General features: G+C 63.1%; 22 protein-coding genes and 1 pseudogene. 8 read left to right on the forward strand and 15 right to left on the reverse strand.

Annotated elements, in window-relative coordinates; genetic code table 11:
• The first annotated feature begins 108 nt into the window (after positions 1 to 108).
• Complete coding sequence (locus HWQ56_RS06510; protein WP_176570063.1) at positions 109 to 1446, forward strand: DEAD/DEAH box helicase; 1338 nt, start codon at positions 109 to 111, stop codon at positions 1444 to 1446.
• A gap of 18 nt (positions 1447 to 1464) precedes the next feature.
• Here the strand turns inward: HWQ56_RS06510 and HWQ56_RS06515 are convergent, their stop codons facing one another.
• Positions 1465 to 1740, reverse strand: a complete 276-nt coding sequence (locus HWQ56_RS06515) for a hypothetical protein (RefSeq protein WP_158153854.1) — start codon at positions 1738 to 1740, stop codon at positions 1465 to 1467.
• Between the two features lie 129 nt (positions 1741 to 1869).
• Between HWQ56_RS06515 and HWQ56_RS06520 the strand changes: the two genes are divergently transcribed.
• The gene (locus tag HWQ56_RS06520) at positions 1870 to 2274 is read left to right on the forward strand and encodes a transcriptional regulator (RefSeq protein WP_176570064.1); all 405 of its coding nucleotides are present in this window, start codon (positions 1870 to 1872) and stop codon (positions 2272 to 2274) included.
• A 163-nt stretch (positions 2275 to 2437) separates the two neighbouring features.
• A complete protein-coding gene (locus tag HWQ56_RS29215) occupies positions 2438 to 2560 on the forward strand; it encodes a PA1414 family protein (RefSeq protein ID WP_267903669.1) in 123 nt (40 codons plus the stop codon).
• 58 nt (positions 2561 to 2618) lie between these two features.
• Here the strand turns inward: HWQ56_RS29215 and HWQ56_RS06525 are convergent, their stop codons facing one another.
• From HWQ56_RS06525 to speB, 6 genes are all read right to left on the reverse strand, one after another.
• Positions 2619 to 2867 carry an acyl carrier protein gene (locus HWQ56_RS06525; RefSeq protein ID WP_176570065.1) on the reverse strand — a complete coding sequence of 83 codons (249 nt, stop codon included), beginning with the start codon at positions 2865 to 2867 and terminating at the stop codon, positions 2619 to 2621.
• Positions 2868 to 2877: 10 nt separating this feature from the next.
• Entirely contained in the window at positions 2878 to 3105 is a 228-nt protein-coding gene (locus HWQ56_RS06530) for a hypothetical protein (protein WP_158153857.1), read from the reverse strand.
• Between the two features lie 119 nt (positions 3106 to 3224).
• Complete coding sequence (locus tag HWQ56_RS06535; RefSeq protein ID WP_176570066.1) at positions 3225 to 4604, reverse strand: sodium:solute symporter family protein; 1380 nt, start codon at positions 4602 to 4604, stop codon at positions 3225 to 3227.
• Between the two features lie 54 nt (positions 4605 to 4658).
• Positions 4659 to 6155 (reverse strand): purine-cytosine permease family protein, encoded by a 1497-nt coding sequence (locus HWQ56_RS06540; RefSeq protein WP_158153859.1) that lies wholly within the window; start codon positions 6153 to 6155, stop codon positions 4659 to 4661.
• A gap of 49 nt (positions 6156 to 6204) precedes the next feature.
• Positions 6205 to 6612 carry a YybH family protein gene (locus HWQ56_RS06545; protein WP_158153860.1) on the reverse strand — a complete coding sequence of 136 codons (408 nt, stop codon included), beginning with the start codon at positions 6610 to 6612 and terminating at the stop codon, positions 6205 to 6207.
• A 10-nt stretch (positions 6613 to 6622) separates the two neighbouring features.
• Positions 6623 to 7573, reverse strand: a complete 951-nt coding sequence (speB, locus tag HWQ56_RS06550; RefSeq protein WP_027977277.1) for an agmatinase — start codon at positions 7571 to 7573, stop codon at positions 6623 to 6625.
• 209 nt (positions 7574 to 7782) lie between these two features.
• On the opposite strand from speB, the gene HWQ56_RS06555 reads away from it, so the two are divergent.
• From HWQ56_RS06555 to HWQ56_RS06565, 4 genes and pseudogenes are all read left to right on the forward strand, one after another.
• On the forward strand, positions 7783 to 8676 hold the full coding sequence (locus HWQ56_RS06555) for a LysR family transcriptional regulator (protein WP_008366563.1): 894 nt from the start codon (positions 7783 to 7785) through the stop codon (positions 8674 to 8676).
• A 160-nt stretch (positions 8677 to 8836) separates the two neighbouring features.
• Positions 8837 to 9112: pseudogene (locus HWQ56_RS29400) on the forward strand (PAS domain-containing protein); the annotation flags it as partial.
• A 249-nt stretch (positions 9113 to 9361) separates the two neighbouring features.
• Positions 9362 to 10396: a methyl-accepting chemotaxis protein gene (locus HWQ56_RS06560; RefSeq protein WP_425331955.1), complete on the forward strand. Its 1035-nt coding sequence runs from the start codon at positions 9362 to 9364 to the stop codon at positions 10394 to 10396.
• 190 nt (positions 10397 to 10586) lie between these two features.
• Positions 10587 to 11180 carry a tRNA-uridine aminocarboxypropyltransferase gene (locus HWQ56_RS06565; protein WP_158153862.1) on the forward strand — a complete coding sequence of 198 codons (594 nt, stop codon included), beginning with the start codon at positions 10587 to 10589 and terminating at the stop codon, positions 11178 to 11180.
• Here the strand turns inward: HWQ56_RS06565 and HWQ56_RS06570 are convergent.
• The 6 genes from HWQ56_RS06570 to HWQ56_RS06595 all read right to left on the reverse strand — a co-directional run bounded on the left by HWQ56_RS06570 (position 11168) and on the right by HWQ56_RS06595 (position 16498).
• Positions 11168 to 11821: an HAD family hydrolase gene (locus HWQ56_RS06570; protein ID WP_158153863.1), complete on the reverse strand. Its 654-nt coding sequence runs from the start codon at positions 11819 to 11821 to the stop codon at positions 11168 to 11170. The two genes, HWQ56_RS06565 and HWQ56_RS06570, sit on opposite strands and share 13 nt — an antisense overlap.
• Positions 11822 to 11921: 100 nt before the next feature.
• A complete protein-coding gene (locus HWQ56_RS06575; RefSeq protein WP_158153864.1) occupies positions 11922 to 12911 on the reverse strand; it encodes an ABC transporter ATP-binding protein in 990 nt (329 codons plus the stop codon).
• 1 nt (position 12912) lies between these two features.
• Positions 12913 to 13710: an ABC transporter permease gene (locus tag HWQ56_RS06580; protein WP_158153865.1), complete on the reverse strand. Its 798-nt coding sequence runs from the start codon at positions 13708 to 13710 to the stop codon at positions 12913 to 12915.
• The gene (locus tag HWQ56_RS06585; RefSeq protein ID WP_176570068.1) at positions 13697 to 14539 is read right to left on the reverse strand and encodes an ABC transporter permease; all 843 of its coding nucleotides are present in this window, start codon (positions 14537 to 14539) and stop codon (positions 13697 to 13699) included. Before HWQ56_RS06585 ends, HWQ56_RS06580 begins: the two co-directional genes overlap by 14 nt.
• Entirely contained in the window at positions 14536 to 15342 is an 807-nt protein-coding gene (locus HWQ56_RS06590) for an alkaline phosphatase family protein (RefSeq protein ID WP_176570069.1), read from the reverse strand. Before HWQ56_RS06590 ends, HWQ56_RS06585 begins: the two co-directional genes overlap by 4 nt.
• Before the next feature lie 91 nt (positions 15343 to 15433).
• On the reverse strand, positions 15434 to 16498 hold the full coding sequence (locus HWQ56_RS06595) for an ABC transporter substrate-binding protein (RefSeq protein ID WP_158153868.1): 1065 nt from the start codon (positions 16496 to 16498) through the stop codon (positions 15434 to 15436).
• A 344-nt stretch (positions 16499 to 16842) separates the two neighbouring features.
• Here HWQ56_RS06595 and HWQ56_RS06600 point away from each other — a divergent pair, with 344 nt between their 5' ends.
• Complete coding sequence (locus HWQ56_RS06600) at positions 16843 to 17562, forward strand: UTRA domain-containing protein (RefSeq protein WP_158153872.1); 720 nt, start codon at positions 16843 to 16845, stop codon at positions 17560 to 17562.
• Here the strand turns inward: HWQ56_RS06600 and HWQ56_RS06605 are convergent.
• Together HWQ56_RS06605 and HWQ56_RS06610 are read right to left on the reverse strand one after the other, a co-directional pair.
• Positions 17537 to 18019, reverse strand: a complete 483-nt coding sequence (locus tag HWQ56_RS06605; protein WP_158153869.1) for an MEKHLA domain-containing protein — start codon at positions 18017 to 18019, stop codon at positions 17537 to 17539. The genes HWQ56_RS06600 and HWQ56_RS06605 overlap by 26 nt on opposite strands.
• Positions 18020 to 18107: 88 nt before the next feature.
• Positions 18108 to 20285, reverse strand: a complete 2178-nt coding sequence (locus tag HWQ56_RS06610) for a mechanosensitive ion channel family protein (protein ID WP_176570070.1) — start codon at positions 20283 to 20285, stop codon at positions 18108 to 18110.
• Positions 20286 to 20297: the final 12 nt, after the last annotated feature.

The following is a 20297-nucleotide window of genomic DNA, read 5'->3' on the forward strand; positions in this document are numbered from 1 at the left end:
GGCAAAAAGGCAAATAGTGCGTTACCAGACGTAAAGAAATTCGGCTTATTGCCGCACAAACCGTTACGCTATGCAGTTGAATTTATGTACTTCGCCGAGGTAACACCCGTGTTTTCCCAATTCGCCTTGCATGAACGCCTGCTCAAAGCCGTGGCCGAGCTGAACTTTGTCGAGCCTACCCCGGTGCAGGTAGCGGCCATCCCGCTGGCAGTGCAAGGACGTGACCTGCGGGTGACGGCGCAGACCGGCAGCGGCAAGACCGCGGCATTCGTGCTGCCGATCCTCAACCGCCTGATCGGCCCGGCCAAGGTGCGGGTGGACATTCGCGCCATCATCCTGCTGCCAACCCGCGAGCTGGCCCAGCAGACCCTGAAGGAAGTGGAGCGTTTCTCCCAGTTCACCTTCATCAAGTCCGGCCTGATCACCGGCGGTGAAGACTTCAAGGTCCAGGCCGCCATGCTGCGCAAGGTGCCGGACATCCTGATCGGCACCCCGGGCCGCCTGTTGGAACACCTGAACGCCGGCAACCTGGACCTGAGCAAGGTCGAGGTCATGGTGCTGGACGAAGCCGACCGCATGCTGGACATGGGCTTCGCCGAAGACGTCACGCGCCTGAGCGACGAGTGCAAGCACCGCGAGCAGACCCTGCTGTTCTCCGCCACCACCGGCGGCGCCGGCCTGCGCGACATGATGGGCAAAGTGCTGAAAGACCCCGAGCACCTGCTGATCAACAACGTCAGCCAGCTGGCCGAAGGCACCCGCCAGCAGATCGTCACCGCTGACCACAACGTGCACAAGGAACAGATTCTCAACTGGCTGCTGGCCAACGAGACGTATCAGAAGGCCATTGTCTTCACCAACACCCGTGCCATGGCCGACCGCATCTACGGCCGTCTGGTGGCCCAGGACTACAAAGCCTTCGTGCTGCACGGCGACAAGGACCAGAAGGACCGCAAGCTGGCCATCGACCGCCTGAAGCAAGGTGGGGTGAAGATTCTGGTGGCCACCGACGTTGCCGCTCGCGGCCTGGACGTGGATGGCCTGGACCTGGTGGTGAACTTCGACATGCCGCGCAGCGGCGACGAGTACGTGCACCGCATCGGCCGTACCGGCCGTGCCGGTAACGAAGGCCTGGCCATCTCGCTGATCTGCCACGGTGACTGGAACCTGATGTCCAGCATCGAGCGCTACCTGAAGCAGAAGTTCGAGCGCCGGGTGATCAAGGAAGTCAAAGGCACCTATGCGGGGCCGAAGAAGGTCAAGGCGTCCGGCAAAGCCGTGGGCGTGAAGAAGAAAAAGACCGACGCCAAGAAAGGCGACAAGAAAACCGCCGCCAAGGGCCCAACCAAGCGCAAGACGGTCAACAAGCCCAAGGCCGAGCAACTGGTGAGCGCCGACGGCATGGCGCCGCTCAAGCGCCGCAAGCCAGCGCCTACCGCGGAATAAGGGCTTTCGCGCTGCGGGTCAGGACTCGGCTTTCTTGTTCGCCTGGTCCAGCTCCTGCAAACGCTGGTCGATCAACTGGCACTTGTCTGGCAAGTCCTTGCTGGCAGTGCCCAGTTGCATATGCTGCAACTCCTCGTTTATTTCCTTGGCCTTCTGCGGGTTCTGCTGGGTGATCTTGGCCACTTCGCGGGCGAGTTGCTCGCGCTTGGCCGTGGCTTCCTCGGGCGTGCACGCCTGGCTGGCCGCGCTGACCAGCAGCGCGACCACGGCGACGGTGCTCAACAAGGCCTTCATGCTTCAACCTCCTCTGCCGATAACCGGTGGAGCACACAGCAAGACACAAGTTCAGCGTGAACGGCTACGCGGCGCGTGGGTCACACCTTGTGTAGGCCTTTTATCACTTGGTGTTGGAGGTTGCTCAGGATGACCACGTACAACTGGGATTTGATCGAACGTTTGCTCCGCGAAGCGCAGAACAGCGCCGGGCACAGCTTCACCCCGCGTCCCTATGCAGAGCAGCATGCCGCGCAGAAAGCCGCCGAAGGCGAGGCGCCGGGTGACCTGGACCACCTCAAGGCGGTCGCCGACGAGTATGAAAAGCTGTTGCTGGACCGAGGCTACATAGCGCCGCGCCCTGAAGATGAAGGCGGCAACGGTGAGAACTTCGTGTTGACGCCCCGCGGTTCGAGCTTGCTGAGCCTGCTGGACAGCAGCATCCCGGGGCACGAGCACCCGCGCCAGGTGTTGGATGATCAGGAGGATGCGCTGTTGCCGGAAACCTTTGACGAGGTGGCCAGCAAGGCACAGATCGCAGGCGGCTCGGTGTAACGAGGGCGGTGGCCGGGCATTCGTCGGCTGAAAGATTAAATTCACGGTATATGAGACTTTTTGCCGCACTTTGGCCGATGCGCGGGGTGGCAATCAGGACTATGATCAGCTTGAGACGGCGAAACATTGACCCGCCGCTCAGGTTTACCCTAAGGGGGGCTCTATGAACCGCACTCTGTACAACTGGCTCCACGACCTCGGTGTTGCCCTGGGCCTGATCCCGCCGCCACTGCAGCCGATTCCGATTCCCACCGAAGACCGCGACCGCCGCCAGCCTCGCCGCTGACCCGGTTTACCTGACCCGCTCGGGGCCCCGGTTCCGAGCGTCGCCCGGTCTTACTGCGTCAATGCCTGGTGATCTGCTGCAGGAACCGCCACAGGTCATTGGCCGTCACGGCCTGCTCCAGCAACTTGTCTTCCTCGCTGGTGAAGGCAGTTAGCCCGTACTCGTCCTCTAAACGAGTAATCAGTTCCATGATGTCTTTCTTGTCGAGCCCAAGGTCCTCAAGCGCGACATCGTCGTCGAAGTCACCGTCGCCGATGTAGTCGGTGATGAAATTGTGCACGGTCTTGCGAATACCGAACCGGGGCATGGCCGTGCTCCTAGGCTGAAGCGCAGTCATGGCGGGTCATTTCCTGAATGATACCGCTCAAGTCATTGATGGTGCTGACCCTGGGCAGTACACGAGCGGGGTCCAGATGCACCTGGAACACGCGCTCCAGGCGATCGAACAGTTCCAGCAGATCGAGGCAGGGGGCCTCTGTGGCCTGGGCGGCCAGTTGTCGCTGGATGGTGTGGTGAATCTGCAGCTGGATGTCTGTTCTGTTCATGGCAGCCCTCGAATGCGAGTAAAGCTTAGTTCGGCAATTCGTTTGCGGCTGTCACGATAACAGCGGTCAATCCTTGTTGGTGACAGCCGCTCCAGGGGACGCGGCTGTTTTTCAAAAGCTTATGCCAGTTTTGCCACGATTGCCGGGCGGCGTGACAAAAGGCTGACAACCACAAAGCTCACCAGGCCGACCGCGAGGCTGTAATAGATGGGTGTGTTGGCGTCCAGGCCATCCTTGAACATGAACACCAGGGCGGTCATGAAACCCAGTGTCATGCTGCAAATTGCCCCAGAGGTCGTCGCACGTTTCCAGAAAATGGCCCCTATCAGCGGAATCAGCATGCCGCCCACCAGCAGGTTGTACGCCAGGGTCAGGGCGCTGATCACGTCGTTGACCACCAGGGCAATGCCCAGCACTGCCACACCGGTCAGCAGGGTAAACAGACGGTTGATGCCCAGGCTCGACTGCTTACCGCCCCGCAACTTGGGCAGCAGGTCTTCGGTCAGTACCGTGGAAGCGGCCAGCAGGCCGGCGCTGGCGGTGGACATCATGGCCGCCAGGGCGGCAGCAATCACCAGGCCGCGCAGGCCGTCAGGCAAGCTGGCTTTGACGATGGCGGCGAAGGCATTGTTGACGTTGTCGAGGTCCGGCAGTAGCACATGGGCAGCCATGCCGATCAGCGCGCAGGCCAGGCCGTAGAAAATGCAGTAGATACCTGCGGTGGTACCGGCGTACACCGCCACTTTCTCGCTTTTGGCAGTGAACACCCGTTGCCAGATATCCTGGCCAATGAGGATGCCGAAAAAGTAGATCATGAAGTAGGTGATGATGGTGTCCCAGCCGATGCTGGTGAAGCTGAAACTGGAGGCCGGCAACTTCGCCACCAGCTCGTCCCAGCCACCCACCCGGTACAGGCAGATGGGCAACAGGATGAACATCAGGCCCACGGTCTTGATCACGAACTGGACGATGTCGGTCAGGGTCAGCGACCACATGCCGCCGATGGTCGAGTACACCACCACCACGCCACCGCCCAGCACCACCGACAGCCAGAACGGCAGGCCGAACAGCACCTGCAGCACCGTGCCGATGGCCAGTATCGACGTCACGCCGATCATTAAGGCATACGCCAGCATGATCACCGCGCTGGCCTGGCGAGCCATGGGGTTGTAGCGCTTTTCCAGAACCTGTGTCACGGTGAAGATTTTCAGTTTCAGCAGCGGTTTGGCCAGGAACAGGTTGAGGGCGACGATGCCCAGGCCCAGGGCCGCGCACAGCCAGAAACCGGAAATGCCGTGCACGTAGCCCAGGCGCACGGTACCGACAGTGCTCGCGCCGCCCAGCACGGTGGCGGCCATGGTGCCCATGTACAGCGAAGGGCCCAGGTTGCGGCCGGCCACGAGGTAATCTTCATGGGTTTTTGCCTTGCGCATGCCGTACCAGCCGAGCAGCAGCATGCCTGCCGCGTAGATCGCGACAACGAAAATATCCAAAGCCATGGGGCATCTCTCCAGGTGTTTTTCTTATTGGGGTACTGCCTGCGGGCGCCGTGATCAGACGGTGGCGCCGTTGGGCACGGCGGTGCTACCGCGCGCACCGTTTGGGCCATACACCGCGGCCGGTTCCGGCACCAGCTTGAGCAGCACCAGGTACACCACGGCCGCCAGCGCGAGGGTAACCGGCAAGCTGATGTCGATGCCGCCGGCCAGGTTGCCCAGCGGCCCCACGAACTGGCCCGGCAGGTTGACGAAGCACAAGCCCACCAGCGCGCTGGGAATCCAGGCGCCGAGGCCGCGCCAGTTCCAGCCATGGTGGAACCAGTAGCGTCCGCCTTGTTCACCGCGGGTGAACACCTGCAGGTCATCGGGGCAATACCAGCCGCGGCGCATCAGCAGGCCAATCAGCATGATCACCATCCACGGCGTGGTGCAGGTGATGATCAGCACCACGAAGGTCGACACGCTCTGAACCAAGTTGAAGGCGAAACGGCCGATGAAGATGAACGCAATGGACATCACGCCGATCAGCAACGTGGCTTGTACCCGCGACAGCAGCCGTGGGAACACGCTGGACATGTCCAGGCCGGTGCCATACAGCGCAGTGGTGCCGGTGGACATGCCGCCGATGACCGCCAGCAGGCACACCGGCAGGAAGAACCAACCCGGCGATACCGCCAGCAGGCCGCCCACGTAGTTGTTATTGGCGATGTAGTCCGGCGCCTGGGTGGCGACGATGGTCGCGGTGGCCAGGCCGAACAGCAAGGGCAGCAGCGTGGCCAGTTGGGCGCAGATGACCGCGCCCATGATCCGCGATCTGGCGGTAGTGCGCGGAATATAGCGCGACCAGTCACCCAGGAAGGCGCCGAACGAGATCGGGTTGCTCATGGCCACCAGCGATGCGCCGATGAACGCTGCCCAGAAACCGGCCTGGCCGTGGCTGACACTACCGGCATAGTTGACGTCGAACGCCCCGGCGAATGCGGCGATGCCCGACAGGAACAGGGCGCTGGCGGTCCATACGGCGATCTTGTTGACCCACAGCATGAACCGGAAACCATAGATGCATACCGCCAGTACCAGCAGTGCGAACAGGCCATAGGTCAGGCCAAGGCTCAGGTCGGTTTCCGGCAAGCCGATCAGGCGCTTGGCGCCGCCGACCAGGGCGTCCCCCGAGCTCCACACCGACAGCGAGAAGAAGGCGATGGCGGTGAGCAGCGACAGGAACGAGCCGACGATGCGCCCGTGCACGCCGAAGTGGGCACCGGAAGACACGGCGTTGTTGGTACCGTTGATGGCACCGAACAACCCCATGGGCGCGAGGATCACCGCGCCCACCAGTGTGCCTAGCAGAACGGCCACCAGGCCGGCCTGGAAAGACAGGCCGAACAGCACGGGAAAACTCCCCAGCACGGCGGTGGAGAAGGTATTGGCACCGCCGAAAATCAGGCGGAACAGGTCCAGGGGTTTGGCGTTCCTTTCATGGTCGGGAATCTGTTCGACCCCGAAGGTTTCTATCTGGCTAATCTGGGACGTACTGTTGTTATTGTTCATGATCTGCTCCGATCATTGCGGGCGCCCGTCTATGCGGGCGTCGCGGCGGTCAAGGGGAGGGCAGTGTCGTGGGTGCAGCGGATAAGTGTTCGTGGCAGGCCAGCCAGCGGCCTTCTTGTTGTTGGCGAAACACAATGGTTTCGCGCTCCTGGCTAAAGTACAGCTCCCCTTGCATGCGCAACTGTGTCGCCACGTCATGCATGAATATCGCCACGTCGCCCTGCAGGCTGACCACGGCGTTGCTCGACCTGCACTCCAGCACCTCGAAGCCATCGTCGCGCCGCCAGCCATCCCAGACCTCACGGTAGGCGTCGCGGGACAGCAGCGGTTGCTCCAGGGTGTGGAACACAAAGCTGGCATCGGCCGTGAACGCCCCGAAGTAGGCTTCACGGTCGTTGCTGGCGAAGGCCGTGACCAGTTCGGCGGCGGCTTGTAATACCTGTTCGCGCGCGTTCATGGCCATGTCCTCAGCGGTGTACCACGCCGGGCAGCACGCAGAGCATTTCATACAGCAGGTTGGCCCCCAGCAGCGAGGTGTTGCCAGTGGTGTCATAGGGCGGCGAGACTTCTACCAGATCGCAGCCGACCAGGTCCAGGCCCTGGCAGCCACGCACGATCTCGATGGCCTGGATGGTGGTCAGCCCGCCGATTTCCGGGGTGCCGGTGCCTGGCGCCCAGGCCGGGTCGATGCCGTCGATGTCGAAGCTCAGGTACACCGGGCCGTCGCCGACCTTGGCGCGGACTTCCTCCATCAGCGGCGCCAGCGACTTGTGCCAGCATTCTTCGGCCTGCACCACGCGGAAGCCCTGGTTGCGGCTCCAGTTGAAGTCTTCGGCGGTATAGCCCTGGGCGCGCAGGCCGATCTGCACCACGCGGTCGCAGTCCAGCAGGCCTTCTTCCACGGCGCGGCGGAAGGTGGTGCCGTGGGCGATCTTCTCGCCGAACATGTGGTCGTTGACGTCGGCGTGGGCGTCGATGTGCACCAGGCCGACCTTGCCGTGCTTCTTGTGAATGGCACGCAGGATCGGCAAGGTCACGGTGTGGTCGCCGCCCAGGGTCAGCGGGATGACGTTGTGTTCCAGGATCTCGTCGTAGGCTTCTTCGATGATGCGCACGGCGTCCAGCAGGTTGAAGGTATTGATCGCGACGTCGCCGATGTCGGCCACCGACAGGGAGTCGAAGGGCGCGGCACCGGTGGCCATGTTGTAGGGGCGGATCATCACCGATTCGGCGCGGATCTCACGCGGGCCGAAGCGGGTGCCGGACCGCAGCGAGGTACCGATGTCCAGGGGAATACCGACGAAGGCCGCGTCCAGGCCGGCTGCGGTTTGCAGGTGCGGCAGGCGCATCATGGTGGCGATGCCGCCGAAACGCGGCATTTCGTTACCGCCCAGTGGTTGGTGAAGAATCTTGTCCACGGGTTACCTCATCGTTTGTCTTTTTTCTTGAAGCTCGGTCTGAAGCCGGCACGTTGAGGCGGAGTCTGCAAAAGGTAGTGCGCTTGAAGAATCGCTACCGAGAAATACTTAGTTCAGATTTTTCTGAACTAATGCAGGTACACTCTGTTTGATGCGGAACCGGGCGAAGCTCTGTCCCCCCCTCAGCACCTCAGCCGATGTCAGAGACCATGGCCAACGCACTTCCCGACCTGAAACTGCTGCGTATCTTCGTCAGCGTCGTCCGCCACCAGGGCTTTGCCAACGCCCAGCAGGAACTGAACCTGTCCACCTCGGCCATCAGTACCTACATGAGCCAGCTCGAGGCTGCCTTGGGTATCGTGCTGTGCCACCGCGGCCGTGGCGGTTTCAGCCTGACCAGCAAGGGCGAGCTGTTTCATCAGGAAACCCTGCGCCTGATGGCGGAGATGGAAGGCTTCGAACAGTACGCGGCGGCCCTCAAGGGCGAGTTGCGCGGCACCCTGAACCTGGGGGTAATCGATTCCACGGTCAGCGACCGGGCGTTGCCGTTTGCCGAGGCCATCGGCGCCTACTGCCAGGAACACCCGGCGGTGCACCTGCACCTGTCGGTGTCCAGCCCCTACGAGTTGCAACTGGGTGTGCAGGAAAACCGCCTGGACCTGGCCATCGGGGCGTTCTCCACGCGCATGAGCGGCCTGGTCTACCAGCCGCTGTACCGCGAGCAGCACTGGCTGTACTGCAGCAACCGCCACCCGTTGTACGCCGAGCGGCGTATTCCAGAGCAGGTCATTACCCAGCAACGCATGGTCGGCCGCGGCTACTGGAGCCAGGCCGAGCTGGCGCGCCACGGCTTCAAGCACAGCGCGGCGACGGTGGAGTCCATGGAGGCCCAACTGATTCTGGTGCTGTCCGGTGCCTACATCGGTTACCTGCCCGAGCATTACGCGCAACCCTGGGCAGACAAAGGCGACCTGCGGGTACTGTCCCCGGCGACCTTCGGCTATCAGGCGCCATTCTCCATGATCACCCGCCGGGGCCGCAGCCGTGAACCCTTGATCCAGACGTTCCGCGACCTGTTGAAAGCGCAGCTCACGCCCGTGTGATTATTACGTGTGACGTTTGGCCGCAGCGGCCAAGGGCTATTATTTGTGCGTTTTTTGAAACTTCCCACGTCGTAGGGCCCTACGAGTCTGAAACGGTCTGCTACACCTTTCAGGGCTTGATGACCTTTTCATCGACAGCAGGGACCGCCCCGACATGCGCATGAACTTGCCCGTTACCTCTACCGAACGTACGTTTTCAAGCGAGCAGCGGCTGATTTCCACCACTGACCTCAACAGCCATATCACCTACTGCAATGATGCCTTCGTCAGCATCAGTGGTTTCACCTACGAAGAGCTGGTGGGCAAGCCCCACAACCTGGTGCGCCACCCGGACATGCCGGCGTCGGTGTTCGCGCAGATGTGGGACACCATCAAGACCGGCAAGCCGTGGATGGGGATCGTCAAGAATCGCGCCAAGAACGGCGATTTCTATTGGGTGAGCGCCTACGTCACTGCTATCTACGAAAATGGCCGCATCAGCGGGTTCGAGTCGGTCAGGTCACTGCCGACTCGCGAACAGATCCGCCGTGCCGAGGCGTTGTACGCGCGCCTGCGGGCGGGCAAGTCACCGGTTTCCCCTGGGGTGCGGTTGGGCAAGATGTTCCAGCGCGGCTGGCCTATCCTGGCGGCGGCCGCGGTGTCGGTGCTCAGCCATTTCCTGCTCGACGGCTACCTGGCGCTGGCGGTGGTATTGCTGAGTCTGGTGGGGGCCTGGGGCCTGACCGAGCGTCGGCAGGTGCGCGATATCGAGCGCACGCTCGACGAGCACCCTAAATCGTTCACCAGCCCGCTGGTGGCCTTGACCTACAGCGATACTCCCGGTGCTCAAGGGCGGCTGGAACTGGCCATGTACAGCGAGCAAGCGCGGTTGCAGACCGCGCTGACCCGGCTGGTGGACGCGGGCGTCAGCGTGCGGGAGCGCGCTTCCCAGTCTTCCGACCTGTCCGGGGCGCAGGCTGAGCTGCTCGACCGCCAGCGCAGTGAGACCGACCAGTCGGCTACAGCCATTGCCGAAATGGCCGCGACCATTCAGGAAGTGACGCACAACGTGCAGAACACCGCCGTGGCCGCTGCCGATGCCGACCAACTGGCACAACAGGGCAGTGCACTGGCCCAGCAAAGCTTGCAGGCCATGGGCCTGATGAGCAGCGCCGTCAGCGAAATCGGCCAGGCGGTCAATGCCCTGGCGCAGGAAACCCAGTCGATTGGCAGCGTCGCTGATGTGATCACCGCCATCGCCGAGCAGACCAACCTGCTGGCCTTGAACGCCGCCATCGAAGCCGCACGCGCAGGCGAGCAGGGCCGTGGTTTCGCCGTGGTAGCCGACGAAGTGCGGTCCCTGGCCATGCGGACTCGAACCTCCACCGAGCAGATCCATCAGATCATCACCTCGTTGCAATCGGGCGCCACCCGCGCGGTGCAGACGGCCGACCGAGGGCAGCAGATCTCCCAGGAAAGCGTGCAGAGCGTGGAAGCCGTGCAGACCGCCCTGGTGGGCATCAGCCAGGCGGTCAGCCGCATCACCGGCATGAGCCAGCAGATGGCCACGGCCTCGGAAGAACAAAGCCACGTGGCCGAAGACATCAACCAGCAGATCACCCGCATCGCCCAGCTCTGCGACCGCAGCGCCAACCAGGCGCGCCAGGGCGCCGAGGTGAGCCAGGAACTGGAGCGCATGGCCGAATACCTCCACAGCCTGGCAGAGCGGTTCAGCCGCTGACCTGGCGGCGGAAATGCCTGACGGTCCGCGGCGCCTGCTTCCCGAGCTGGCGCCCGGTCCCACAGGGAATGGCCGCGGGGGCCGCGTGTTTCCTTGTGGGACCGGGCGAAGCTCGGGAACGGGCGCTGCAGGATGCCTGACGCGCCACGCCACCTGGCCCGATACAGGCGATCCTGTGGCAAAATAGCCAATGCCTCGAATTCAATGCCCCCGCTGTCACCGCCCCGAAACCCGCTGCCTGTGCGGACTGATCCCCAGTCTGCCAAGCCGCACCCGCGTGCTCGTCCTGCAGCACCCCAGCGAAGTCAATCACGCACTCAACACCGCGCGCCTGGCAGCCCTTGGCCTGGCCAACGCTCAGCTGATAGTCGGTGAGACCTTCGAGGGGCTCGAAACCTTGCTGAACCCACCGGGCTACCGCGCTTGCCTGCTGTTCCCCGGCGAAGAAGCCCAGGTGATCCAGGCCTATGCCACCGACGATAGGCCCTGGTTGCTGGTAGTACCCGACGGCACCTGGCGCAAGGCGCGCAAACTGCTGCACCTCAACCCGGTGCTGGCCGCCTTGCCTAGGGTTACCCTGGATGGCGCGCCGCCATCGCGCTACCGGCTGCGCAAGGCACCCGGCCCCGGCGCGTTGTCGACCATCGAGGCCATTACCCAAGCATTGGAAGTGCTGGAAGCACCCACGTCATTCCAAGCACTGCTCAAACCCTTCGACGCCTTGATCGAAGGGCAGATCGCGGCCATGGGGGAAGCGGTCTACCAACGCAATCACACCCAGTGATGAATCGGCCAGCCCGCCTTCTCGGCATGCTCGCGCAGCACCGGGTCGGGGTTGACCACATGGGGATGATCCACCTTGAGCAGCAGCGGCAAGTCATTGCGTGAATCCGAGTAGAACGTCGCCCCTTCCAGGTTTTCTTCTTCCTGGTCCAGCCATTCCAGCAGGCGGGTAATCTTGCCTTCGCGGTAGGTCAAGGTGCCGACCGTGGCGCCGCTGTAGACGCCATGCTGCACGTCCAGGTCGATGGCGAGAATTTCATCCACGCCAAGGCGCTCGGCGATCGGGCCGACCAGGTGCGTACCCGAGGCCGAGATGATCAGGATGCGGTCGCCCGCCTGGCGGTGCTGGGCGATGGTTTTGGTGGCGTCGCTGAAGATGATCGGTTCGATGAAGTCCTCGACCCAGGGGCCCACCAGGTGGTCGACTTCCTCTGGCGTGCGGCCGATCATCGGCTCCAGGCTGAAGGCCATGTAGTCTTCCATGGCCAGCTTGCCTTGGCTGTACGCGTCCATCAGTTCATTGTTCTTGCGCATGAACGACTCCGGGTCCACCCAACCCAGGCGGCCCATCTGCTCGCTCCACAGGGTGGCGCAGTCACCGTGGATCAGGGTTTCGTCCAGGTCGAAGATTGCCAATGCCATTTAAGAATTATCTCCTGCTCAAGGCCTGAAGGCAGTTGCACGCTACCGGCTGCAAGCTGCAAGAAAAGGCGCCGCGTTCACGTGAAGCTTGCGACTGCCGTCAGGCTACCTCACAAAGCGCCTGCGGATCGATGCTCAGTGATACTCGCTGCCCATTGGGCAGCAGGTCGCTCGCCGAGCGGTTGAGTACATCGACCACCAATTCCACGCCCCGGGCCTGCACGCGGTAGCGAATCACGTTACCCAGCAGGCTGTGGCTGCGGATCTCGCCGTCCAGCTCGCCGGTCAAACTCAAGCTGATGGCCTCGGGCCGGATGGCCAGACGGGTGTGGACGGGCCGTTGCAGCAGCTTGCCCGCCTGCTCGGCGTCGAGCAGGTTGTAGTTGCCGATGAAACCGGCGGCGAAGGCATCGGTGGGCGCGGTGTAGAGACTCTGGGCGTCGCCGCTCTGGACGATCTTGCCCTTGTTCATCAGGAAGATGCGGTCGCTCATGGTCAGCGCTTCTTCCTGGTCGTGGGTCACGAAGATGGTGGTCAGCCCCAGTTCCTGCTGAATGGCGCGAATCTGCTCGCGCAGGTGCTTGCGAATGCGTGCATCCAGCGCCGACAGGGGCTCATCCAGCAACAGCAGGCGCGGGCGGGTAACCAGCGAGCGCGCCAATGCCACCCGTTGGCACTGGCCGCCTGACAGTTGGTGCGGGTAGCGGTTGGCCAGTTCGTGCAGCTCCACCAGGGCCAGCACCTCGCTGACGCGCTGGTGGATCTGGCCTTTGTCGATCTTCTGCATGCGCAGCCCAAAGGCCACGTTCTGCTCCACGGTCATGTTGGGAAACAGGGCGTAGCTCTGGAACACCATGCCGATGTCACGTTTCTGCGGGCTGAGGGGAACGAGATCCTGCCCTTCCAGCAGGATACGGCCGCTGTTGACCGGGGTCAGGCCGGCGATGCAGCGCAACAGAGTGGACTTGCCGCAGCCTGAAGGCCCCAGCAAGGTGACGAATTCGCCCCGGGCGATGGTGAAGTTGATGTCGCTGAACACCGGCGTGTCGCCGTAGTGCTTTTGCAATTGTTCGACGCTGACGAAACTCATCTCAGTCTTTGTCCTTGTTCAAGCGGTTGGCGGCCCAGGTCAGCACCAGCACAAACAGGAAATAGGAAATCACCAGCGCGCTGTTGAAGTGCCCGCTGCTGTTGCGCATGTTGTTGAGGTACACCTGCAGGGTTTCGTAGCGGGTGCCGACCAGCAGGTTGGCGAACACGAATTCGCCGAACAGGAACGAGAACGACAGCAGCAATGCCACCATCAGGCCCTTGCGCAGGTTGGGCAGCACCACCAGCAGCGCGGCCTGGAAGGTGCTGGCGCCCAGCAGGTGGGCGGCGTCCATCAGGTCGCGCAGGTTGATGGCCTGCAGGTTGTTGGTGATGGCCCGGTACATGAACGGCAAGGCCACGGTGAAGTAGCAGCCGATCAGAATCCAGGGTGTGCCGACCATGGCCATCGGGCCCGACCCGTACAGTTGCAGCAGCCCCACCGAGGACACCACCGGCGGTACCGCGAAGGGCAGCAGGATGAGGATGTTCATGAGCGCGTCGAGGCGCGGAAAGTGGTAATGCACCACGAACAGCAGTGGCAGGATCAGCACCACCGACAGCACCAGGGCGCCCACGCACACCACCAGCGACTGGCCGAACGCGTGCAGGAAGCGCGTGTCGCTCCACAGGTCCAGGTACCAGTGCAAGGTCAGGCCACTGGGCAAGATGGTCGCCGACCAACTGGTGGCCAGGGAGTAGAGCAAGGTGCCTGCCAGGGGCAACAGCAGGATCAGGAACAGCAGCCACGCGACTACCCGGTGGTAGAGGCTGGCCGGGCCGATTTCAGCGCGCGACATGGTAGCTCCTCTTCAACAGCCACTGATGAACCAGGGTGACCAGGGTCATCATGCCCACCAGGATCATCGCCAGGGCGGCGGCCAGGTCGGGGTTGAGGCTGATGTCGCCGGCCACCATGGCGGCGATGCGGATGGGCAGCACGTTGAAGTTGCCGGTGGTCAGTGCGTACACCGTGGCATAGGCGCCCAGGGCGTTGGCCAGCAGGATCACGAAAGTACCCAGCAGCGCCGGGGTCAGGACCGGCAGGCCGATATGACGCCAGTATTGCCAGGCGCTGGCCCCCAGCAGTGCCGAAGACTCGCGCCAGTCTTCACGCAGCGCGTCGAAGGCGGGGTAGAGAAGGAGCACGCCCAGGGGGATCTGGAAGTAGGTGTAGAGAATGATCAGCCCGGTCTTGGAATACAGGTTGAAGTCGTCGATCAGCCCGGCCTGCTTGAGGATCATGGTCAGGCTGCCGTTGAACCCCAGCAGGATGATGAAGGCAAAGGCCAGCGGCACCCCGGCGAAGTTGCTGGTCATGTTGGCGAAGGCACTGACGAAGTCGCGCAGCTTGGAGTCCACCCGGCGCAAGGAGTAGCTGCCCAGGACAGCGATGATGATGCCGAACAGGCTGGACCAGAAGCTGATCTCCAGGCTGAACTGCATGGCCTGGCGATAGAAACGCGAACTGAAGGCCGCGACGAAGTTGTCCAGGCCCCAGCCGCTGTCGGTGCGCAGGCTGTGCAACGCCACCCAGGCCAGCGGTGCGATCTGGAACACGATGAACACCAGGGCGAATGGCACCAGGCATAGCAGGGCCCAGCCCTTGCCACTACGTGGTCGGCTCATTTGAGCAGCTCCCGGCAGAAGGGTTTGTCGTGGGGTACGCCCAGCAACTGGCACAAGGTGCCGCACAATTCCAGCTGCCGCGGGCGTGCCTGTGGGTCCAGGCTGAAGGCATCGCCCAGCACGAACAGCGGTACCTGGCGTTCTTCGGGCAGCAGGCCGTTGTGGGAGCGGTCGTTGTTCATGCCGTGGTCGGCGGTCACCAGCACCTGGTAGCCGGCGTCGAGCCAGGCTTGCAGGTAGTCGGCGAGTATCACGTCGGCGCCGCGGGCGCTGTTGCGGTATTGCGGGCTGTCGAGGCCGTGCTTGTGCCCGGCGTCGTCGATGTTCATGGGGTGTATCAGCAGGAAGTCCGGCGCGTGGCGCAGGCGCAGGTCTTCACCGTCGGCGAACAGGTGGGAATCGGGGTTGTGATCGGCCCAGTAGAAATGCCCGTATTGGATAGGCAATTGCGGCGCCACGGTGTGGCGGTCACGGGCAGCGTCGAAGGGCGAGCGGTTGTAGAGCTCGCTGACCCAATGATAGGCCGCAGCCGCGGTGACCTTGCCGGCGTCGCGCGCATAGTGGAACACGCTGCGCTGGCTGGACAGGCGGCTGACGTTGTTGTGCACGATACCGCTGTCGATGGGCGTGACGCCGGTGAGAATGCATTCGTACAGCGGGCGTGAAAGGGCTGGCAGCTCGCATTCCAGTTGATACAGCGCAGCCTTGCCGGCAGCCACGTAGGCATGCAGGTGGCCCATGGCGTGCTCAGCGACCTGGTAGCTGAGGCCGTCGAGCAATACCAGCAGGGTTTTGTGGGGCATGGTGCTCGCCTTGTGGATCATGGGGGTGGCCTTCCGAGCTTCACCCGTTCCCTGCGGAGCCGGGAAAAGCTCGGGAAAAGAGCGGCGCGGGTCAGTTCATCTCGATGATGACCTGCTCGTTCCACTGCTGCGGCAAGGCCTTGGAGCTCTTCTCCCAGGCGTCAGGGTTCTTGATCGGCTTGGCGTTCTTGTACTGCTCGTTGGGCAGCAGCTTGCTGGCAACGTCTTCCGGCAGTTTCAGGTGCTCGGCACGGATCGGCCGGGCGTGCCCGCGTGCCAGGTTGAACTGGCCTTCGTCACTGAAGATGTATTCGCGCGCCAGTTTGGCGGCATTGGGGTGCTTGGCGTATTTGTTGATGATGGTGGTGTAGCCGGAAATCACCGTGCCGTCGGAGGGGATCAGCACCGTGAAGCGGGTGGGGTCGATCTTGTCGCGGTAGCTCAGGCCGTTGAAGTCCCAGACCACGCCGACTTCTACCTCACCCTTTTCCAGGGTCTGGATGGTGGGGTTGGCCAGCGACAGGCGTTTCTGCTGGGCCAGCTTGGTGAACAGTTCCAGGCCCGGGGCCAGGTTGGTTTCGTCACCGCCACGGGCGATGGCGGCGGCCAGCACGCCGTTGGCGGCTTGGGCAGCGGTGCTCACGTCGCCGATGGCGACCTTGTACTTGCCTTTTTCCAGGTCGGCCCAGCTTTTGGGGGCGTCTTCATCCTTGACCAGTTGCTTGTTGATGATGAAGGCGATGGTGCCCGTGTAGGCCAATGCCCAGTGGCCGTCCTTGTCCTTGGCCCAGTCGGGGATCTGGTCCCAGGTGGTGGGCTTGTACGGCTGGGTCACGCCCTTGGCCGCGGCGATGGGGCCGAAGGCAGCGCCCACGTCGCCGATGTCGGCGCTGGCGTTGTCTTTCTCGGCATCGAACTTGGCCACTTCCTGGGCCGAGCTCATGTCGGTGTCCATGTGGGTCAGGCCATATTTGGCCAGCAGCCCCGCCCAGGTGCCTTTCCAGTTGGCCCAGTCATCGGGCATGCCGACGCTGTTGACCGCGCCTTCGGCCTTGGCGGCCGCTTCCAGGGTTTTCAAATCGACGTCGGCGGCCATCGCGTTCATGCTCATGGCGATGCCCATGCCTACCAGTGATGCCAGGAAAAGCTTTTTCATCCGAAGCTCCTTGGGCGCGTTCAGCGAACGCTGGTGTTTGTCTGGACGGTGTCGCGGTAGTGGTCTAGGTCAGCAATACCTGAGCCAATCTAGGGTGCGGTGATGACAATTTGATGTAGGGCGCGCTGGCGCGGCGCTTGCACGCGCATTCCCGGCACCCGTGGGCAATAAGCGTAGTTCAGTTTTAACGGCTTGATCTGTAAGGGGTTGGGACCGGGTCTGTAGGGCGTTTCCGGGCTGGCTGTCATCCCGTGGTCATTTATTTTGCCTAGGCTGCAGCCAGGGCAGCCCCAGCGGTGCGGTGCCCCTTTTTGTGGCTGGACTAGACCAGGCAGGTTGAAATGATGCGTAACAGTGCACCCCGGGCCGTCACGGCGATCTGCCAGGCCCTGCAGGAACAGATCCAGCATGGCCTGTTGGCGCCCGGCTGCAAGCTGCCGGCCGAACGCAAGTTGAGCGAAGTATTCGACACCACCCGCATCACCTTGCGCGAGGCACTGGTACAACTGGAAGCCCGGGGGCTGATCTACCGCGAGGAGCGTCGCGGCTGGTTCATCTCGCCGCCGCGCCTGACCTATGACTTGATGAAACGCAGCCACTTTCACGCCATGGTCCGCGAGCAGGGCCGCGAGCCGTCCACGCAGTTGCTGTCAGGGCGCCTGGTGCCCGCCTCGGCGGCGATCTGTGCCAGCCTGCGATTGCCGCCACTGTCCAGCGTGATTCGGCTGTGCCGCACGCGGCGCATCGACCAGCGCCTGGTGCTGTACGTGGAGCATTACCTGAACCCCCAGTATTTTCCGGGCATTCTGGACCTGGACCTGAGCCAGCCGCTCACGGAGATCTATGCTCGCCAGTACGGCATCGAATACGGCCGGGTGTGTTTCGAGATGGCACCCACGGCCCTGCGAGCCGAAGCGGCCAGTGCGCTGAAGGTCTCCGTGGGGAGCCCGGGGCTACGTATCACCCGGGTCAACCATGACCAGCAGGGAAGGTTGATCGACTGCGACCTGGAGTACTGGCGCCATGACGCCATTGCCCTCAGAGCCGATGTCTCGCCGCCTTGATCTCCACTTCCGTCAGCCAGAACAGCGAAGCCTGTCCCAGGCGCGAGGGGGCATCGGGCGGCGACATTTCCCAGATCTCGCCGTCGTAGATCTGGAAGGTCTGGCCGCTGCGCGAATAACGCTCGCCCTGATAGTTGAAGCTGTAGCCGGCGCGCCGGACGCGGTCAAGGTAGTGCTGGCGCGACGTGCGTTGGCTGGGCGGCGAGCTGAGTTCCGAGACCATGCCGATGAACTGTTCCAGCGGGTAGTCGAAACAGCGCAATGCCTGTTCATTGGCATAGATGAACCGCGGCGTTTCGCTGCCGTCGTGGGCCAGCAGGCCGTAGGGCGCTTCTTCATGCACCCATTGCAGGTCCACGGGGGCACCAGGGATCGCCATCGGCAAATGCCTGCCGGTGTGGTGAAAGTAGGCTTCGTCGATTTGCCGCAGTTGGCTCTCTAGCTCGGGGCCAAGCATCACGTCATTCCTCTACTGCACTTCACTGAGTCCAGGCCCCACGCTACCCCGTGGGGGATGACAGGTCTATTGTCAGAATTGACACACGTCAGGCAGAAGCGTCCTGGGCCTGGGCACTGACTGCCCCGCCCGCGCTGGTGACCACCTGCACGCTCAGGCGCGGGGTGGCCAGGTCCAGGCCGCTTTCGTCCAGCTGGCGCTTGAGCGCCAGGTTGAAGGCTCGGGACACTTCCCATTGCTTGATGGGCGCGGTCTTGAAACGGGCACGCAGGATGGCGGTGCCGGCCTCGAAACTCTCCACGCCCTGAATTTCCAGGGGCGACCAGATGTTGCGGCGCTGCAGCGGGTCGGTGCGCATTTTCTGGCCGACGTCGCGCATCAACTTGATGGCTGTGTCGATGTCCATGGTGTGCGGTACGTTGACGCGGAAAATCGCGTAGCCGAACTCGCGCGAGTAGTTCTTGATGCTCTTGATCTCGCTGAATGGAATCGTGTGGACGATACCGTCGATGTCCCGTAGGCGCACCGTGCGGATGGTCAGGCCTTCCACCGTGCCCAGGTGGCCGCCCACGTCCACGTAGTCGTCGATGGCCAGGGAGTCTTCGATGATGATGAACAGGCCGGTGATCAGGTCGGCCACCAGGGACTGGGCGCCGAAACCGATCGCCAGGCCGATCACACCGGCACCGGCCAGCAGCGGCGTGACGTTCATGCCCATGTTCGCCAGGGCGACGATGGCGGCGATGATGAAGATGGCGATGAACAGCACGTTGCGGATCAGCGGCATCATGGTCTGCGCGCGGGCATTGGCCAGGCCTTTGCGCGAGTGGGTGAGTGCGTGGTGCACGGCGGTATCGGCCAGTATCCACACCAGCCATGCCAGAATCAGCGTGCCTGCCAGGCTGAACAGCTTGACGCTGATGTCGTGGCCGTCGCCTTCGGTGAAGCGTATCAGCGACATGTCCCACACCCGCAGGCCCAGCTCGATGAAGCACAGCCAGATGGCCAGGTGAGCCAGGGTGTAGCCGAAGCTGCGCAGGCGCTCGAAGTATACGGCCTGGCGCTTGATGCCCTTGCGCGGCTTGTTGAAATGGCGGCGCACCAGGCCATTGCAGACCATGCACAGCACCAGCAGCACCGTGCATACCAGCGACTGGCGCAACACGGCGCTGGTGTCACCGGCGTTGATGAACGTGGCCACCAGTGACAGGCCTACCAGCACCAGCGCCGGCAGGTACCAGAACGTGCCAAGGATATCGATGGTGTCGCTCAGGGCTCGCCGGGTCAGGCGCCGGGCCAGGGGCTGGTTGCGGATCAGGTGCGCGATGGGGCGGCGGAAACGCAGGATGAACATGCCGCTGCATAGGGCTGCCATGACATTGGCCAGGGTTGCCGCCAGGTGGGCCAGGTGCGAGCCGAGGCTGGCCACCAGGCGCGGGTCGTTGAGGGCTTCGCCGAAGGCGGCGAAGCTGCCGATCAGCCACAGCGGCCGGAAGGCCTGGTGGCGCAGGATGTACAGGGCGCGGTGGCGATGCGGGCCGTCGAGCAGCGAGAAGGCCACCACGCAGATCGCCGAGAAACAGGTACCCACCACCAGGGCATAGGCCAGCACCATGGCCAGGTCCTTGCCCAGTGAGGAGGGCAGGGCATAACCCACCCACACCGTAATGATCAGCGCCACCAGCCAGGGCCCCAGCTTGCGCAGGGCAAAGCGCAGCAGGTCGAGGGTACGCGGCAGCTGCGGCAGTTCTTCGCTGAGGCCGAAGCGCATGCGGATGTGATGGCTGATCCAGTTGAGCGCGTACGCCAGCAGGCTCCACACCAGGATGATCAGCACGAAGGCGAAGATGATCGGCGGCCACTCGGCCAGTGGCAGCATCAGGTCGGACAGTTCTTGCTTGGCCAGGTCCGCTTCGGTGGACCAGCGGGAAAAGGGACTGTCGTCGCCGGAAAATTGTTTTTCGAAATGGCCAAGGGTGCTGCCGATCAGCCCGAGCACGCCTTCTTCACCGGCCGGCTGAGCCTTCTTGGTGGTATCGCGCAGGCGCTTGAGGTCGGTCAGCAATTGCGTGCGTTGCTGGTCGTTCTCCAGTGACTTGATCACCTCATCGAGCGATTGTGCCAACGGCTCGGTGGGTTCGGGCTGGGCTTTCGCCGAACTGCCCAGCAGGCTCGGCAAGCCGGCCGCCTGGGCGGGTGGCAGGATGCCCAGCAGGCAGATCAGCAGCAGCGTGAAAAAGGCAGGCAGACGGAAAAAGGCAGGCACGCGACAAGAGAC

The organism is Pseudomonas eucalypticola, assembly GCF_013374995.1.
In the GTDB taxonomy this organism is placed as follows: Bacteria; Pseudomonadota; Gammaproteobacteria; order Pseudomonadales; family Pseudomonadaceae; genus Aquipseudomonas; species Aquipseudomonas eucalypticola.

What these genes read in the sequence shown, in the direction of transcription:
- HWQ56_RS06515 (WP_158153854.1), bottom strand. Translation starts at nt 1,740, where the DNA reads ATGAAGGCCTTGTTGAGCACCGTCGCCGTGGTCGCGCTGCTGGTCAGC.
- HWQ56_RS06520 (WP_176570064.1), top strand. Translation starts at nt 1,870, where the DNA reads ATGACCACGTACAACTGGGATTTGATCGAACGTTTGCTCCGCGAAGCG.
- HWQ56_RS29215 (WP_267903669.1), top strand. Translation starts at nt 2,438, where the DNA reads ATGAACCGCACTCTGTACAACTGGCTCCACGACCTCGGTGTTGCCCTG.
- HWQ56_RS06525 (WP_176570065.1), bottom strand. Translation starts at nt 2,867, where the DNA reads ATGCCCCGGTTCGGTATTCGCAAGACCGTGCACAATTTCATCACCGAC.
- HWQ56_RS06530 (WP_158153857.1), bottom strand. Translation starts at nt 3,105, where the DNA reads ATGAACAGAACAGACATCCAGCTGCAGATTCACCACACCATCCAGCGA.
- HWQ56_RS06535 (WP_176570066.1), bottom strand. Translation starts at nt 4,604, where the DNA reads ATGGCTTTGGATATTTTCGTTGTCGCGATCTACGCGGCAGGCATGCTG.
- HWQ56_RS06540 (WP_158153859.1), bottom strand. Translation starts at nt 6,155, where the DNA reads ATGAACAATAACAACAGTACGTCCCAGATTAGCCAGATAGAAACCTTC.
- HWQ56_RS06545 (WP_158153860.1), bottom strand. Translation starts at nt 6,612, where the DNA reads ATGAACGCGCGCGAACAGGTATTACAAGCCGCCGCCGAACTGGTCACG.
- HWQ56_RS06555 (WP_008366563.1), top strand. Translation starts at nt 7,783, where the DNA reads ATGGCCAACGCACTTCCCGACCTGAAACTGCTGCGTATCTTCGTCAGC.
- HWQ56_RS06565 (WP_158153862.1), top strand. Translation starts at nt 10,587, where the DNA reads ATGCCTCGAATTCAATGCCCCCGCTGTCACCGCCCCGAAACCCGCTGC.
- HWQ56_RS06570 (WP_158153863.1), bottom strand. Translation starts at nt 11,821, where the DNA reads ATGGCATTGGCAATCTTCGACCTGGACGAAACCCTGATCCACGGTGAC.
- HWQ56_RS06575 (WP_158153864.1), bottom strand. Translation starts at nt 12,911, where the DNA reads ATGAGTTTCGTCAGCGTCGAACAATTGCAAAAGCACTACGGCGACACG.
- HWQ56_RS06580 (WP_158153865.1), bottom strand. Translation starts at nt 13,710, where the DNA reads ATGTCGCGCGCTGAAATCGGCCCGGCCAGCCTCTACCACCGGGTAGTC.
- HWQ56_RS06585 (WP_176570068.1), bottom strand. Translation starts at nt 14,539, where the DNA reads ATGAGCCGACCACGTAGTGGCAAGGGCTGGGCCCTGCTATGCCTGGTG.
- HWQ56_RS06590 (WP_176570069.1), bottom strand. Translation starts at nt 15,342, where the DNA reads ATGCCCCACAAAACCCTGCTGGTATTGCTCGACGGCCTCAGCTACCAG.
- HWQ56_RS06595 (WP_158153868.1), bottom strand. Translation starts at nt 16,498, where the DNA reads ATGAAAAAGCTTTTCCTGGCATCACTGGTAGGCATGGGCATCGCCATG.
- HWQ56_RS06600 (WP_158153872.1), top strand. Translation starts at nt 16,843, where the DNA reads ATGCGTAACAGTGCACCCCGGGCCGTCACGGCGATCTGCCAGGCCCTG.
- HWQ56_RS06605 (WP_158153869.1), bottom strand. Translation starts at nt 18,019, where the DNA reads ATGCTTGGCCCCGAGCTAGAGAGCCAACTGCGGCAAATCGACGAAGCC.